General features: G+C 41.0%; 18 protein-coding genes. 6 read left to right on the top strand and 12 right to left on the bottom strand.

Going from position 1 to position 15,600, the window contains the following annotated elements:
* Positions 1–18 precede the first annotated feature (18 nt).
* Complete coding sequence (locus tag AWW68_RS05765; RefSeq protein WP_068217676.1) at positions 19–678, top strand: AlbA family DNA-binding domain-containing protein; 660 nt, start codon at positions 19–21, stop codon at positions 676–678.
* Positions 668–1,219, top strand: coding sequence for a lipid-binding SYLF domain-containing protein (locus AWW68_RS05760; protein WP_068217673.1), 552 nt, complete (start codon positions 668–670; stop codon positions 1,217–1,219). Before AWW68_RS05765 ends, AWW68_RS05760 begins: the two co-directional genes overlap by 11 nt.
* 133 nt (positions 1,220–1,352) lie before the next feature.
* Here the strand turns inward: AWW68_RS05760 and AWW68_RS05755 are convergent, their stop codons facing one another.
* The 4 genes from AWW68_RS05755 to AWW68_RS05740 all read right to left on the bottom strand — a co-directional run bounded on the left by AWW68_RS05755 (position 1,353) and on the right by AWW68_RS05740 (position 4,212).
* Positions 1,353–1,670: a heavy metal-binding domain-containing protein gene (locus tag AWW68_RS05755; RefSeq protein WP_068217669.1), complete on the bottom strand. Its 318-nt coding sequence runs from the start codon at positions 1,668–1,670 to the stop codon at positions 1,353–1,355.
* A 43-nt stretch (positions 1,671–1,713) separates the two neighbouring features.
* A complete protein-coding gene (locus AWW68_RS05750) occupies positions 1,714–2,214 on the bottom strand; it encodes a cupin domain-containing protein (protein WP_068217667.1) in 501 nt (166 codons plus the stop codon).
* Between the two features lie 97 nt (positions 2,215–2,311).
* On the bottom strand, positions 2,312–3,322 hold the full coding sequence (locus AWW68_RS05745; protein WP_068217664.1) for a phosphotransferase enzyme family protein: 1,011 nt from the start codon (positions 3,320–3,322) through the stop codon (positions 2,312–2,314).
* Positions 3,322–4,212, bottom strand: coding sequence for a nucleotidyltransferase family protein (locus AWW68_RS05740; protein ID WP_068217661.1), 891 nt, complete (start codon positions 4,210–4,212; stop codon positions 3,322–3,324). Before AWW68_RS05740 ends, AWW68_RS05745 begins: the two co-directional genes overlap by 1 nt.
* Before the next feature lie 83 nt (positions 4,213–4,295).
* Between AWW68_RS05740 and AWW68_RS05735 the strand changes: the two genes are divergently transcribed.
* From AWW68_RS05735 to AWW68_RS05725, 3 genes are all read left to right on the top strand, one after another.
* Positions 4,296–6,071, top strand: coding sequence for a sodium:solute symporter family protein (locus AWW68_RS05735; RefSeq protein ID WP_068217658.1), 1,776 nt, complete (start codon positions 4,296–4,298; stop codon positions 6,069–6,071).
* 153 nt (positions 6,072–6,224) lie between these two features.
* Positions 6,225–6,587, top strand: a complete 363-nt coding sequence (locus AWW68_RS05730) for an endonuclease domain-containing protein (RefSeq protein ID WP_068217653.1) — start codon at positions 6,225–6,227, stop codon at positions 6,585–6,587.
* A gap of 135 nt (positions 6,588–6,722) precedes the next feature.
* On the top strand, positions 6,723–8,072 hold the full coding sequence (locus AWW68_RS05725) for a PhoH family protein (protein WP_068217650.1): 1,350 nt from the start codon (positions 6,723–6,725) through the stop codon (positions 8,070–8,072).
* Positions 8,073–8,092: 20 nt separating this feature from the next.
* On the opposite strand, the gene AWW68_RS05720 is transcribed toward AWW68_RS05725, so the two are convergent.
* Positions 8,093–9,109 (bottom strand): DNA topoisomerase IB, encoded by a 1,017-nt coding sequence (locus AWW68_RS05720; RefSeq protein WP_068218507.1) that lies wholly within the window; start codon positions 9,107–9,109, stop codon positions 8,093–8,095.
* Positions 9,110–9,330: 221 nt separating this feature from the next.
* Between AWW68_RS05720 and AWW68_RS05715 the strand changes: the two genes are divergently transcribed.
* Positions 9,331–9,723 carry a hypothetical protein gene (locus tag AWW68_RS05715; RefSeq protein ID WP_068217647.1) on the top strand — a complete coding sequence of 131 codons (393 nt, stop codon included), beginning with the start codon at positions 9,331–9,333 and terminating at the stop codon, positions 9,721–9,723.
* Between the two features lie 65 nt (positions 9,724–9,788).
* Here AWW68_RS05715 and AWW68_RS05710 read toward each other — a convergent pair whose 3' ends face one another.
* The 7 genes from AWW68_RS05710 to AWW68_RS05680 all read right to left on the bottom strand — a co-directional run bounded on the left by AWW68_RS05710 (position 9,789) and on the right by AWW68_RS05680 (position 15,599).
* Positions 9,789–11,072: a serine hydrolase domain-containing protein gene (locus AWW68_RS05710; RefSeq protein WP_068217644.1), complete on the bottom strand. Its 1,284-nt coding sequence runs from the start codon at positions 11,070–11,072 to the stop codon at positions 9,789–9,791.
* A gap of 101 nt (positions 11,073–11,173) precedes the next feature.
* Entirely contained in the window at positions 11,174–11,947 is a 774-nt protein-coding gene (locus tag AWW68_RS05705; RefSeq protein ID WP_068217641.1) for a DUF547 domain-containing protein, read from the bottom strand.
* A gap of 103 nt (positions 11,948–12,050) precedes the next feature.
* Entirely contained in the window at positions 12,051–12,611 is a 561-nt protein-coding gene (gene cobC, locus AWW68_RS05700) for an alpha-ribazole phosphatase (RefSeq protein WP_068217637.1), read from the bottom strand.
* On the bottom strand, positions 12,596–13,375 hold the full coding sequence (locus AWW68_RS05695) for an adenosylcobinamide-GDP ribazoletransferase (RefSeq protein ID WP_068217634.1): 780 nt from the start codon (positions 13,373–13,375) through the stop codon (positions 12,596–12,598). The genes cobC and AWW68_RS05695 overlap by 16 nt, the downstream gene beginning before the upstream one ends.
* Complete coding sequence (gene cobT, locus AWW68_RS05690) at positions 13,376–14,407, bottom strand: nicotinate-nucleotide--dimethylbenzimidazole phosphoribosyltransferase (RefSeq protein ID WP_068217631.1); 1,032 nt, start codon at positions 14,405–14,407, stop codon at positions 13,376–13,378.
* Positions 14,404–15,096, bottom strand: a complete 693-nt coding sequence (locus AWW68_RS05685; RefSeq protein ID WP_068217628.1) for a Dph6-related ATP pyrophosphatase — start codon at positions 15,094–15,096, stop codon at positions 14,404–14,406. The genes cobT and AWW68_RS05685 overlap by 4 nt, the downstream gene beginning before the upstream one ends.
* Positions 15,096–15,599, bottom strand: coding sequence for a bifunctional adenosylcobinamide kinase/adenosylcobinamide-phosphate guanylyltransferase (locus tag AWW68_RS05680; RefSeq protein WP_068217626.1), 504 nt, complete (start codon positions 15,597–15,599; stop codon positions 15,096–15,098). Before AWW68_RS05680 ends, AWW68_RS05685 begins: the two co-directional genes overlap by 1 nt.
* Position 15,600 lies beyond the last annotated feature (1 nt).

Genomic DNA, 15,600 nt, shown 5'->3' with positions numbered 1-15,600 from the left:
TAATTCAATTGACTTGGTATGACTTTAAGAGACTTGGAAAAGTTGACAGCACAAGGTGAGTCTGCCACGCTTGAGTTCAAAAAGAAAGCCAATCATCCTGAAAAAATAGCGAAGGAACTGGTGGCCTTTGCCAATACAAAGGGTGGCAGCTTGCTACTTGGGGTAGATGATAATGGAGACCTTTCTGGCACGAGAGATATTGAGGGCGAAGCGTTCATTCTGGAAAAAGCTATCCAAGAATTAATTCGCCCTAAAATCAATTACTCTGTTGAGTATGTTCACCTTACTGAAAAAAAAGGCATAGCAATTTTCAGAGTACAAGAGAGCTACAAAAAACCTCATTTTGTAAGAGAGCACGCCAATACCAGAAAGGGTACAGCCTACGTTCGGTTTAAAGACGAGAGCATTCAGGCTAGTCGAGAAGTGAGGGAAATTATTCAAAGAAGACTAAAGAATAAAGACATTCAGTTCACATACGGTGAAAAAGAAAAAGTGGCTGTAAGCCATTTAGATTTGCATGAAAAAATTACAGTCTCTGAATTTTCTCAGATCGCGAAAACGCCCAAATTTATTGCCTCAAAAACACTTATTAGACTGGTTTTGGCAAACATTTTGGACGTAGTTCCGAATCCAAAAGGAGACTATTTTATACTTAAAGAAGAATCATATGAAAACTAAAATTAGCCTACTACTTGGCTTTATATTATTACTAGGAATCAATCAGGCAGAAGCTCAAAGAAAAAGAAAAAAAGAGAAGTACGATAAAGCGGCTGCTGCAGAAACTATTGTAGAATTTAAGAAAGTAGATTCAGGCATTGCCGAGTTCTTTGAACACGCATATGGCTATGCTGTATTTCCTTCCATTGGCAAAGGAGCCATAGGAATTGGTGGCGCTGCTGGTAAGGGTGTGGTTTACAAAGATGGCGCAATGACAGGCGGGGTAAATATGACCCAAATCTCAGTAGGATTCCAATTTGGTGGACAAGCTTACAGCGAAGTCATTTTCTTTGAAAATGCTGGAGCCTACCAACGATTCATTGAAAACGAATTTCAGTTTGCCGCGCAAGCCTCAGCTGTGGCATTAAAATCTGGAGTTTCGGCCAATGCTAAATACTCTAATGGCGTAGCGGTATTCACCATGGCCAAAGGAGGCTTGATGTACGAAGCCTCAGTTGGCGGACAAAGATTTAAGTTTATCCCGCCTAGCGAAATGAAATAACAACATCAGTCTTCAGACCACTCCAAGTGGTCAGACGACTAAATACTAGATATAACAAAAGCCACCTTTTCGGGTGGCTTTTCAGATAGAAAACACTTGTTATTCTTACTAGACTATAGAATTCCCAAGTTTCTTAATACGTAACGGCAGTTCCACTTGCTGTAACCATCAGCATGCTACCGTTGTGACCAATTGTTTCATAATCCAAATCAATGCCCACTACAGCATTCGCGCCCATGTTCCGAGCGTTATACTCAAGCTCCTTGAGTGCGTTGTCTTTTGCTTCGCGAAGCACTCTTTCATAAGTGCCCGAACGACCACCAACTAAGTCGGTAATACTTGCAAAAATGTCTTTGAAAAGGTTGGCACCAATGATTGCCTCACCAGTTACCACGCCATGATAAGTGTTGATGGTATGTCCATCGATAGTGTTAGTTGTTGATAGTAGCATATTTCAATTTTGAATTTAAATGTGCTCGACCTTTGAGCTACCCTTAGTTATTCGTGAAGCGCCCAATTAGAGTTTGGTGCTGCGGATAAGCGGATGATAGCTCGGTGCGATCGGCCAATTCAAAATCTTCAAACTCAAAACCTGGAGCTACTGTGCACCCTACTAGAATGTAATCCCCATCAACTACCTCTGCTGCAAACCAAGTGTCTTTAGGAATTACCACCTGTAAGCTTTGGTCACGCTCTAAGTCTGAGCCAATCAAATGCTCGGAATGCGCTCCCTGCTTATCGATAAAATGAATTTTAGCAGCGCCTCCAGTATGGAAATGCCAAATTTCGTCTGAGTTCAACCTGTGAAAATTAGAAACACTTTCCGTGGTTAGCAGAAAGTAAATGGACGTTCCGAAAACTCTGGGAGACTTGTAACGATCTGGAAGTTTAGACTCATGCAGCCTGTCTTTAGATCGATAAGTTTCAGCATAAAAACCTCCTTCAGGGTGCTGCTGAAGGTTAAGTTTCTCTATCCAATACTGGGCGTTTTTCATAATACTAATTGTAGAAGAAGTGCGAAAGATGCTAAATGCATTGAAGATATACTATGGCAAAATCTCGATAAAACAGTGACAGCTACCTTTGGGGTAATTAGGCTATAGCCTCTGACATCAGCTCCAATATCTTGAGCTGATTTCTAGCTCTAACTAAATTTTCACCTTCAAAAGTGACCTTGTAATAGACATCTCCATTAAGGTAATCTGTTAGAAAACGAACCGCTGTAATGTATGTCATGCAAAGGCCACCAAGAGGAAGTGTTTCAATTTCCACAGGGGTTAAGGCATGAGAGCATTCCTTTAGATACGAATTCAAAATAGTCTCGAACCGCTTGTTGTCAAATGCCAGTCCGCTCAGGTTTGAATCATTTTCGGGAATATTGAAAAGCATAGACCTTAGCATATCGCCCATATCGAACATAGCATACCCTGGCCCAACCGTATCAAGGTCTACCACCTTTAAAAATTGGCCTGAAGGCTGAGCTAGTAAGCAGTTGGCAGCTTTAGTATCATTATGGCACACCCTGTGAGGCAAACCCGCCTCCACCAAATTATTGAAACGATCTTCCACCCATTGAAAGGATAAAACAGCCTCAATTTCTGACGAAACTTTGCTTTTCCTACCAGCTTTATCTTTCCTCAAAGCTTCCTCAAACTGGTTCAAACGATGTGTCAGGTCAAGGAACTTTGGAATAGCCTCTACATAATCGCTCAGGTTTTCAGCAGAAAAAGAGGCGGTAAACCTCCCATAGCCTTTGGCTATTTCTTCTAGCTCATTCAGGCCGAGTTTTTCTGGAGCATAGCTATCGGCTACAAATTCTTGTAGCCTCCAAAAGCTTTCACCATCGAACTGATGATACTTTCCGTTTTTCCCTAAAACATGGTGAGCGAACAATTCAGGAGCTAAGCTGAGAATTCTTCTTAGGTTATTTTCAACAACTTCTGGCTTAGGAAACACTGCGGTATTTAGGCGCTGTAGTAAATACTTTTTACCTTCTGCCATTACAACGAAAGAATCATTAATATGCCCTAAACCGAAAGGAGCTACCGAATCGATAGCTCCTTTAATATTGTATAGCTCAAGTGCTTTGGCAGCAATAAGCATTATTTTACCTCTTGCGGATATTTACCATCGGCAATCATCTGATTGATTCCGGCAACCACATGCTCTTTATCTTCTTTGTAAGTTACTCCTAACCATGATGCAGAAGTAGGAATTACTTTAACAACAGCCTTACCTTCTTCCATCAGGTTACCCACTTCAACAGGAATGAAACATTCTGCTTTTGGATCTTCATTATTATCCTTTACAAAATCCACAAACTTCTCCTCAAGCAAAGGCAAAATTGAAGGTGGGAATGCAAAGAAGTTCATAGAAACATAAGTCTCTGGGCTCAGCTCAACAGGCTGATCGTTCTCCATGTATGAGATAACACCATCATTCTTACCGATAGAAAGTGTCTCTTTAATGCCAACCAAGTGCATGTTCTCATCAACCTGGCAAACACCTCTGTTTACTGTTCCATGATCGGATAGTGTGTTCTCTAGTCTATATCCCATAATGAGGTACTCATTCTCCTTCATCATATTGATAGCCTTCACCACCTCTTCGAAAGACTCCTGACCGTAGTAATCATCGGCATTAATCACCACAAATGGCTCATTAATTAAATGTTTAGCGGCTAAAACGGCATGCGTAGTACCCCAAGGCTTTTTACGATTAGGCTCATATGGTGCAGTGTGCTCAGTGTATTCGTTTTGGTAAGCAAACTCCATTTTGATTTTGCCTTTGAAACGCTCGGCATAATGGTTTTCGAATGCTTCTTTTATATCAGTTCGGATGATAAAAACCACTTTGGTAAATCCGGCATTGATTGCATCGTGGATGGAATAATCCATAATGATTTCACCATTTGGGCCAATTCCGTCAAGTTGCTTATTGCCTCCGTAACGGCTACCCATTCCTGCTGCTAATACCACTAGTGTCAAATCCATAATATCCTCTTAAATTTTTCTATTATTGTTGGTTCGAAAATGAACAAAAACTTCAGACAAATCAATTTAACTTTTCATTAAGTATGAATATTTCTTCGCTCGATTGGATCATCATTCTCCTATTCTTCACTGTTTTTTTAATTATCGGTCTGATTGTTTCGAAAAAAGCGGGTTCATCTTCTAAAGAATTCTTCCTCTCAGGGAGAAATATGCCTTGGTGGCTACTGGGAGTATCTATGGTAGCCACTACCTTTTCTGCTGATACCCCCAACTTAGTAACAGATATTGTCCGCCAAAATGGAGTTGCTGGTAACTGGGTTTGGTGGGCATTTTTGATTACCGGTATGTTAACCGTTTTTGTTTATGCCAAGCTGTGGAGAAAGTCCGGAGTTTTAACTGATTTAGAGTTCTACGAAAAGAGATATTCAGGCAAAGAAGCAGCTTTTCTGAGAGGCTTTAGAGCCATTTACTTAGGCGTATTCTTCAACATTATGATAATGGCCTCGGTCTCATTAGCCGCCATTAAAATTGGTGAAGTGATGTTCGGATTAGAACCATGGAAAACCGTGGTTTACGCCTCCATAATTACTGTGGCCTATAGTTCCCTCGGTGGCTTAAGAGGTGTTATACTGACTGACTTCCTTCAGTTTTTAGTAGCTATGGTAGGTTCCGTGGCTGCGGCTATTTACATCATCAATTTACCAGAAGTTGGTGGTCTTGATGCCCTCTTAACCAGACCTGAAGTTGCTTCAAAATTAGACTTAATTCCAAGTATCGATAATAGAGAATTGTTTATCACCCTATTGATTATCCCTATTGCTGTGCAATGGTGGAGTGTTTGGTATCCGGGTGCTGAGCCTGGAGGCGGAGGATACATTGCCCAAAGAATGCTCTCTTCTAAAAATGAGAAGCATGCGGTTTCGGCAACCTTCCTTTTCAACATCACTCATTATGCACTAAGACCTTGGCCATGGATTTTGATCGCTTTGGCATCCTTGGTGGTTTACCCTGACTTGGCTTCTATTAAAGAGGCGTTTCCAGGAATAAGCGAAAGCAAAATAGGTCACGATTTGGGCTACTCTGCCATGTTATTGACGCTGCCTAAGGGCCTTCTCGGAATTGTGATTGCCTCATTGATTGCAGCCTATATGTCTACTATTTCCACTCACCTCAACTGGGGTTCTTCTTACGTAGCATTCGACTTTTATCAAAGATTCATTAAGCCAGAAGCTACTGAGAAAGAATTGGTGAACGTAGGTAGAATCTCCACAGTGATTCTCATGGTATTTGCAGGCCTGTTTGCCTTGGTGCTCACCAGTGCATATGATGCCTTCCAGATTCTGCTTTCTATTGGTGCAGGTACTGGTTCTATCTTCATTTTGCGTTGGTTCTGGTGGAGAATTAATGCTTATTCTGAAATCGCAGGTATGGTGGTTTCATTCATTCTGGCACTGCTTTTCAAGTTCGGACCAGAAAGCCTCACCTCCATTTCTAGTGAATACCAACTATTACTAAGTGTTGGAGTAACCACGGCTGTTTGGGTGCTAGTTACTTTAATGACCAAACCGACCGACTATAAAACACTGGTTTCATTCTTCAACCTTGTAAAACCTTATGGTAAGGGATGGAATGGCTTGAGAAAGCAAGCACAGGCAAAAGGTGAAAAACTGGAGCCAGGCATTGGCCGATTCAGCGTTGACTTGCTGGCGATGTTTGCAGGTACTGTGCTTATTTACGCTTTGCTCTTCGCTACTGGAATGTTCGTCTATGGTAACATAGAGTATGGATTAATCTGGTTAGCGATTGTTTTGATAAGTACCATTACTCTAGTTAAGGCTTGGAAAAAGTTGACCTTCTGACCTCCTCGCTTCGCGCGTCCTCCTAGTTTAGGAGGACTAGATAAGTTTGAAGTCTACGTTCCTTATTCACGACTCTTGGATAGAGTAAAACAGCTCCATGCCTAAGGGTATTGTCACTGATTTTAGTAATTTGATTCTTATCACACACGGCAAATGAGAATCAATAATCTGAATTATCTTAAGGAAAGAAGAAGGGAGCTTCGGAATAATCCAACTAAGTACGAGGAGTTGCTTTGGAAGCGGTTGGCGAACAAGAAACTTAATGGCATAAAGTTCAGGAGACAACACAGCCTCAATCACTATATCGTAGATTTTTATTGCGCTACTTTTAAACTCATTATCGAAGTAGATGGTGAAATTCATAATAAGCCTGAAAACTATGATAATGACCAAATAAGAGATCGGGAGTTGGCTGAACTTGGCTATAACACCATCAGATTCACCAATAGACAAGTTGAATTCGAAATTGAAAATGTAATCGAGGTAATTCAAAATTACATCGCGTCACGAGTCTAGCCTCCTCCTTGGCAAGGAGGAGGTTGGTGGAGGTCAAATTAATTCTGTGTTAATAATCTCCCTCACTCTCTTTTGCCCCGAATATTTACTAATTTAAAACAACGTTCTATTCATTATTGAACCCCAATTAGTAGTATGCCGAGAGCGAAGAAGACTGACCGGAAGATTTTTGTACTAGACACCTCCGTTATCCTTTACGAACACATTGCACTGATGAATTTTGAGGAGCATGATATTGGCCTCCCAATCACTGTGCTCGAAGAATTAGACACTTTCAAGAAGGGCAACGATACCAAAAACTTTGAAGCTAGAGAGTTCACCCGCTTGCTAGATAAGCTGGCAAAGGATAAGTCTCTGCAAGACTGGATTCCACTTAATGGGAAAACGCGTGGAAGCTTTAAAGTGGTGATGGAGGCCGGAAGTGGTGAAAGTCAGCACGATGCCAATGAGGTTTTTGGTGAAAGAAAAAACGACCACCGAATTCTTAATGCCGCACTTAGGTTGAAAGAGGAAAACCCGGGTAGAAACGTAATCTTGGTTTCTAAAGACATTAACCTTCGGTTGAAGGCGAAATCGATGGGGCTACCTGCCGAAGACTACGAAACCGGAAAAATTAAGAATGTAGACTCTCTTCGCAAAGGAAAGATTGAAATTGAGAAGATTGATTCAGACCTCATCAACCACCTTTATGAAGATGGCACCTTGGCGCCAAAAGATGTTCTGAAGAGAAAGAAGGCTCAGCCGAATCAATACTTCATTCTTAAGAGCGATAGAAACTCCGTACTTGCATACTACAACTCGATTGACGATACCATTGAAAAAGTGGACAAGCGTCCTGTTTCTGGGGTGAAACCAAAGAATGCTGAACAAACTTTCGCTATTCATGCCATCATGAATCCTGAGGTTAAGTTAGTGACCATTCAAGGGGTTGCAGGTACTGGAAAAACGCTCCTTACCCTTGCCGGAGCTTTGGAACAACGCAGAGAATTCAAGCAGATTTATTTGGCTCGACCGATCGTGCCATTGAGCAATAAAGACATTGGTTACCTACCTGGCGATATCAAATCCAAGTTGAACCCTTATATGGAGCCACTTTGGGACAACCTGAAGTTTATCCAAAACCAGTACAAGGAGACCGACAAGGAGTTTAAAGCCATCACCGAAATGGTGAATAAGGAAAAGCTGTTGATCACTCCTCTGGCTTATATTAGAGGTAGAAGTTTGTCCAACATCTTCTTTATTGTGGACGAGGCTCAAAACCTCACTCCGCATGAAATTAAAACCATCATTACCAGAGCTGGAGAAAACACCAAGATTGTCTTTACAGGAGATATCCATCAGATTGATACACCTTATTTAGATTCTCAGTCTAACGGCCTTTCTTACCTGATAGACCGAGTGAAAGACCATCCGCTTTACGCGCATATCACACTAGAAAAAGGTGAGAGATCTGAGCTAGCTAATTTGGCGAATGAGTTGTTGTAAAAGGGGGTTGATTTTAGCAATCACCTCTCCATCAGTATCTTCAGCACTACTTGTTCCGAAGTATCTAAATGTTGATACTTCTTGGCATTGGAAATTCTCGGCATTTTAAACTCCGGTTGGGCAACAGCTTCTAGAACTTTCGGGTGGATATAGTAGTCTCTGCAAATGCTGACTGTGTTGCCCAGCTTTTTGGCTACTCGCTGAACCAAGGCCGTTTCAATCTTTCTTCTCGGGTTCTCTTCAACATCCTTTTTTGCGTCTTCTAGGTAATCGATGGAAAGGCGACTGCCTCCCCATGTTCTGAAAACCTTAGCTGTAAAATCGCCTTCCGATAGTTCTTTGATGTATTCGTTCACATCGCTAGAATCTATTGTTTGAGACTTACCATCCTCATCAATATAGCGAAACACTTCGTAACCCGGTAGATCGGAAGTTTCTCGAATCAGTTTAGCTAAGGTTGGGTTAGAGACCGATACATTTCTATACTTTCCACTTTTGGCCTTATAGGTCAGGCTAAGGCTTTTGCCATTATCATTCAAATGCTTGCGCCTAAGTGTGGTGAGCCCATAGGTTTCATTATTCCTTTTATAGTTTAGGTTACCGATTCGGAGATAATACTCATCTAACATTTTCACTGTTAATGCCAGAACACGCTCTTTTGGCCAACCTCTTTTACGCAAATCAGCAGCTACTCTTTCCCTAATTATTGGGAGCCTTTCAGCAAATAATGGAAGCTGAGAAAACTTATTCTGCTGCCTATACTCACTCCACTTAGGGTGATAAATATATTGCTTCCTGCCTTTCAGGTCGTAACCAACGGCCTGAACATGCCCTTTAGCATTCTTACAAATCCACACATCTTCCCAAATAGGTGGAATTACCAGTTCATCGATCCGCTTTAAAATGGCTTTATCTCTAACCGGCTTTCCTTGCAAGTCCAAGTATTCAAAGCCATCGTTAGTCTTCTCTCTTTTGAAACCTTCTTGGTCAAAAGAAGACACATAGACGAGCTCTTTTGGTATATCTGCTTTCTGCATATTTATTGATGACATATAGCTTAACTAGCCAGTCTTGGTTTCGTTCGAAAACTGTACACTTTTCACTCACATGGCGTACGTTTTTAGTACACTTTATTTCGTTCAAAATCGTACAACAAATTTTAAACATCTGAATTACTGATACTTACACGTATTGGCACAAGGCTTGAATAATTATTGGCACATTCAAAAACGAAACAACAACATTAAACAATACGGTCATGAATAGCCCAAAGGTCAAAGCTCGAAACAACTCAAGAAGAAGAATCAAAAACTTAAGTACTGCAATTGCCATAATGTTAGCGATGGTCACGCTTTTTCAGGCAAGTGCTAAAAACAACCCTGATTCAGAAAGAAGAATCTCTGCGATGGAAGCCAAAGAATTGGCCGAAATTGAAGCCTACTTTATGGATAAAGATGAGATGAGTCTTGAAGAGGCTATTCTGTTCGAAATTGAAGAAGAAGTAATTGAGGAAGTAAAAGTGTTCGATAGCCAAGGTGAACTAGTGGCATCTGGCACCCCTTCTACAGACTCTTCATTAAGAAGTTTAGTGAATCAGGCAGATTACCTTACCAGTTTTGGTAACAACAAATATTACCGCTTAGCGGAATAAAATCAACAGTTTTAGTTAGGGTTAATTTTGGTTAGAGCCGGTTTCTGTAAAAGGAATCGGCTTTTTTATTCGGCAACATCAAACAAATTATGTGAAGGCCAATTCTTAATCTGCTTAATCGCCTCTCTAATTGCCCAACGACTAGTGCTCGGAAAGCTCCCCCTTCTGGGCGTAGTATTAGACACAACCACCCATGAATAGCCCTTTTCATCTCTAGTCAACAAAGCCGAGGTTCCACTTAAAGTTCCAGTTCTCCACCAATGCTCTCCTCTTACACTTCTCCAGCCAAGTGGCTGATTTATACCTCCAACACCACCTGTCATTTTCTTTATCAGGTCTGCACTAAGAATATCTTTGTAGCGCTTAGAATAACCATCTACCATTACTAAAACGCGCATTAAATCTACAGAATTGGCCACCCAGCCTCCGGCCGGCCCTAGCATAGTTACATCGTCTGCACCGTAAGGTTTATAAGCCATTTTGCCAGACCCGGTAAAAGACAGCTGTTGATTATCTACACTATAGTCGTAGTATTTCACCTCATTTCTCAATCTGTCTTTCTCAAAATTGCCAGCAATGGCCATGTTCTTTACTCCATTAGGCGCCAGAATATGATCTATAACCCACTCTTCGTAATCATCGCCCGTAACTTTTTCAATTACACTACCCAAAAGACAATAGCCGAAGTTCGAATAATCGAAGCGCGTTCCTGGTCGATAAGGCAAATGTCTGGTAAGGACAAATTTCACTACATCATCGAACTCTATTGGGTAGCTCACCTTATCCATTTTATGGATCTTATGCGGAATAAACATAGGATCTCCATAAGTGATCAAACTCCAACCAGCTGTATGATTGAGTAAATGCTTCACTTTAATCTGATAAATGTTTCTATTAGAAACCTTGTCGTACGGCTTACCCTTCAGTATTCCTCTTTCACCAAAAACATAATCGTCTAGCGTAATTTTGCCTTCGTCTACCAACTTGAGCACTGCAATGGCAGTAATAAGCTTTGAAACAGAGCCAATTCTGAATCTGTGATATGGTTCAACTTTTACTTTACCTTCTTTATCTGCATAGCCAAAGCCTTTTGCATAAACCAACTTCTCGTCTTTTACTAAAGCCACTGTTGCCCCTTCCAATCGAAGGTTACGTATTACTCTATTCATCATAGAGTCTAGCGGTTTTAGGCTAGGCAAGTCTGAATGCTTGTTAGTAAGCTGGACACCCTTAGGCAAATGTGCCTCTTCCGTAGCTGGTGAGTGAAATTTATCACCTGCAGAGAAGGAGGTGAACAATAAGAAAGTGATTAAAAGGAAGGCTGACCTCAGCCAGTTTTTATAGTACATATACTGTTTCGACCTTTTCGAAAGCTACAATTATAAGAAATTAATAACGAAAAAAAGGCCGCAGTTCTTGCGGCCTTTCTCACATTGTATTGGTCTACTTTTTATTTGTCTGAATCGTTCAAAGACCAGTCGTAATCCATATTGTCTACATCGGCATTTGAGCTGATTTTAACTTTTGAATACTTGTTTAAAAACTCAATGAGTGTTTGCCCATTAGTGAAGTCGCCTTTGAACCAACTGAAGATTTGAGAAATCTCTACCTGGTTTTTAGAAATTTTATTGCGGACCTCATCATTGATGAATTCTTTGGCTTGCTCGTCTAATTGAGCATCTAGCTTTTCGGCTATGAATGCTTCGTTTCTTAAAGGCGGGCAAGAGAATGAGGCGCAATTCACTGCAAAATGTATTCTTGGTTCATCGAACTCTTTTCGGATAATTTTGTGCTCTATTCTGTCTAAACTAAAGTCTTCGCCCCCTATTTTAAACCATTTTTTCGTCCAAACGGTGTTTACCGTAGGAATGGCCAAACCCGGATTCAGATCTTTTATACTTTCTACAGGGTAGTTCTCTACAATCAGTTTTACCGTAAAAGCATTGTACGCGTTGATCCAATAAGCCAGTTTTTCATCATCAGACCAGCTTTCTTGAGGTGGGTTGGCAGATAACTCGGAGGTATAGGCATTCAGCATATCCTTATCGTTAATCATACCTTTATAGTCTACAAAACCTTTGCTATCTACGTGCTTTTGAAGCAAATCTGTCCATTTAGAATGGTCTGGTTTACCCGCGTCTACATTAGCAAAAGTGGTATTTCCGCTAGAGCAGGAGAACAAAACAGTTAGAATAACTAAGAGTAAATATTTATATGATTTCATGTTTTCGCTTTAACAACTAACCTATATACGCACTACTTGTTAAAACAGACTATTTAGGGATCGAATAAATGACATCTACAAGACCAACTAAGGCATAATAATTTTAAACTCTATTTATATACTCTACCTGAGGTTGACCAAACTTTACACTCACCATACTGACTCCACCAAAGGATTGGCCTATGCCAAATAGCTTTTGAGGTGGAACGCCCAATACTTCACCCAAAATGCATCGGATTGGACCAGCATGAGCACAAATAGCTACTTGCTGATACTTTTGACTGGTTAGGTTTTCCCAAAAGTTCAGCGTTCTTGAAAGTAAATCTATGAGCGACTCGCCTTCTGGAGGGCGAACATGAACAAAGTCATCCATCCACTTATTCAGCTCTTTTGAATTGATGCCAGACCATTCTTTCATTTCCCAAAGGCCAAAATTCACTTCTTTCAGTTCTTCAGCAAACAGAATGTCTTCAGATAAATGATGGGCAAGTTGAGAGCACCTCTTTAGTGGACTAGAATAAATGGCATCGAATGAGCTTGGCAATAGCCTTTTTACTTGAGCAAACTCTTCTCTGTAGCTTTCAGCCAAATCCAAATCTGTTTGTCCGTAGCATACACCTTTAGCTACTTTAGGTTTGGTATGTCTGATTAAATAAACTTCCACAATATGAGTAGAGTAAGATAAAAGACTACTTCTGTAATCTGTTGAGTTGCACCAAGGCAGTCTCCAGTATAACCATCAATCCATTTCTGAAAATAGCGACCAAGCCTCCACTTGACCACATAAAGCGGAATAACACACAGAAATACTATGGGGGTTTGAAAAAGCAAGAGAGGCAAAAGGCCAAAAAAAGCAGCCGTAAGAAGCTCAGACCAAGACATTTTTTTACCGACAGGTTTTACCTTAGAAGTAGCATCGTCTCGAGAATATTCATGGGTGAAAATAAATGTAGCGGTAATAAAACGGCTGATACTATGACCTGAGATTATTGTGGCTGCCATAAGTAACAAGCCATTTTCAAAAACCTGAGTGAGTCTGAAAATCAAAGTGAACTTGAGAGCAAATAGCAGAAGAAGGCCTATCAGTCCGTAGGCTCCCACTCTACTATCTTTCATTATGTCCAATATCTTTTGCTTGGTCCAGCCTCCGCCAAAACCATCACATACATCTGCGAAACCATCCTCATGAAAAGCCCCAGTAATCCAAACGCTTGCTATCATAGAAAAGACAACAGCCAAGGCTGGTTCATTGAGCCATAAGCAAAGTGAAAAAAAGGCAAAAGCAAAGCTTCCTATTATCCAACCCATTAAGGGGAAAAAGCGGGTGGCTTTATTAATGTAGTCTGGTGAATGATCTACCCATTTTGGACACGGTATTCTTGTGTAGAACATTAGTGCTGTAAAGAAAATACGTACTTGTTCTCTCATTTACTTGTTACTTACTCCGGCTGATTCGAAGCTAGCCATGTCGTTCAAAAAATTGGCTGCCGATTGAATTATGGGGAAAGCTACAGCACAGCCAGTGCCCTCTCCTAAGCGCATTCCTAAATCTAAAATTGGTTCTGCATTTAAGTAGTCAAGTAGAAGCGTGTGTCCTTTTTCTTGACTCTTGTGACAAAATATGGCGTAATCTCTCACTTCTCTATTAAACTGAGACGCCATCAAAAATGCTGAGGTAGCTATAAACCCGTCTACCATAATTGTCATTTTCAGTTCGGCAGCTTTAAGCATTGCTCCGCACATCATAGCGATTTCAAAGCCTCCAAAAGTGCTTAGCACGTCCATTGGGTTCGCTTTCTTACCATGAAAATCTAAAGCCACCTCAAGAACAGTTCTCTTTCGCTCCAAACCATTATTGTCTAAGCCTGTGCCAGCCCCAATACAGTCTCTTAATGGAATATTTGTAAGCAAATGCATGAGCATAGAAGCAGAAGAAGTGTTGCCAATGCCCATTTCTCCAAAACCGATAATGTTGCAAGCGTCTTCAAAAGCCTCTTCTACCAAATTGCCCCCCTCATTGAGGGCCGCTATACACTGCGCTTGAGTCATAGCAGGCTCACTAACAAAAGACTTAGTACCGAAATCAATCTTTGCATCAATCAGACCATCCGCTCCCGCAAAGTTGTAATTCACTCCGGCATCTATCACCTTCAATTGGATATTATGCTGGCGAGCAAATACATTAATGGCTGCTCCCCCATTCAGAAAATTCATCACCATTTGATAGGTGACCTCTTGAGGGTACGCACTTACGCCAGCCTTGGCAACTCCGTGGTCGGCAGCAAAAACTAAAATCTGCGGATTACGCAACTCAGGGTTCAAGCTTTGTTGAATAAGTCCAAGCTGTAGCGCTATGTGCTCAAGCTGGCCGAGCGCACCAATTGGCTTAGTCTTTAGATCTATCTTTTGCTGAAGTTCTCCTTCAATCTCCCGATTTATAGGGGCAATGTTCCAGTTCATATCAAATCTTGAAACCAGTATGTAACCGTTTCACCTGTTTCTTTAGAGAGTTTATATTCTTTGCCTACAACCTCACCACGTTCAAACCGAATTGGCTTTTTAAAGATTGGCCCTTCGAAAACAAAGCTGTGGAATTCTCCATTTTCTCCACAGGGATCTACGTTTTCTGGCAAATCATTCAGAAAGCTCTCATCAATAATTCTACCTACAAAAGACTGGTCTAGCTTGCTTCCGTCTACTGAGACCACAATGGTTTTAAAGCCTAGGCTAATGAATTCATTGACCAACTCTTTTGTGTTTCTCTGCCAAAGGGGAAAATCTCCCTTCAAGCCTACTTGCGCTAGTTTTTGTTCTCGGTATTGCTTTAAGTCTTCAAGAAAAATATCTCCAAAAATGGAGGTTGATATGCCAGCATCTAAAAACCCTTGCATTTTATCAGCCATCAGCTGATCATATTCATCCATAGATATCTCTCCCGGAAGCGAAAGCAAACTCAAGGGTATGCCAATGCTTTCTGCCTGTTTTTGCAACAGGCTGAGCCTTACTCCATGCATTGAAATTCTATTGGTCTCTGAATTTACCGAAGTGAGTAAATGTTTTACTTCAAACTGTGAGTTTCTTAAGGTGTGGTAAAGCGCCAGCGCACTGTCTTTGCCTCCACTCCAATTGAACAATGCTAATTCTGCCATTATTTGAGTTTCATGGGAATGCCGGAAACCATTAACCAAGCTTGGTCTGATTTTTCAGCAATAAATTGATTCATCCACCCTTGTAAGTCAGTAAACTTTCTGCCAATCTCGGTATGGGCGTGTGTACCCATTCCAATCTCATTACTGATAAATATAAAATCGGAATTTTGTGTGGTCAGCCCATCAAATTCGCTTTTTGCTAACTGTAAGCTTTGGTCTACATCGTTCTTAGTGTCTACAAAAAAGTTAGTAAGCCAAAGGGTGACACAATCTACCAGCACTACTCTTTGATTGAATACTAGCTTACCTATGTGCTTTTCTTCTTCAATGTTTGTCCAGCGCTCATCTCTGTCCGCCTTATGTCTGTCTATGCGCTTTTCATATTCACCATCCCAATGGCGAGAAGTTGCCAGATAAACTGGGTTATCAGAGAGGCTTAGAGCTAGTTTTTGCCCAAAGCTAGATTTCCCTGACCGCTGCCCTCCTGTGATGTAGTAAATCATA

The sequence above is a fragment of the Roseivirga spongicola genome (genome assembly GCF_001592965.1).
Taxonomy (GTDB): domain Bacteria; phylum Bacteroidota; class Bacteroidia; order Cytophagales; family Cyclobacteriaceae; genus Roseivirga; species Roseivirga spongicola.
This window is presented reverse-complemented; position numbering and strand designations above follow the sequence as displayed.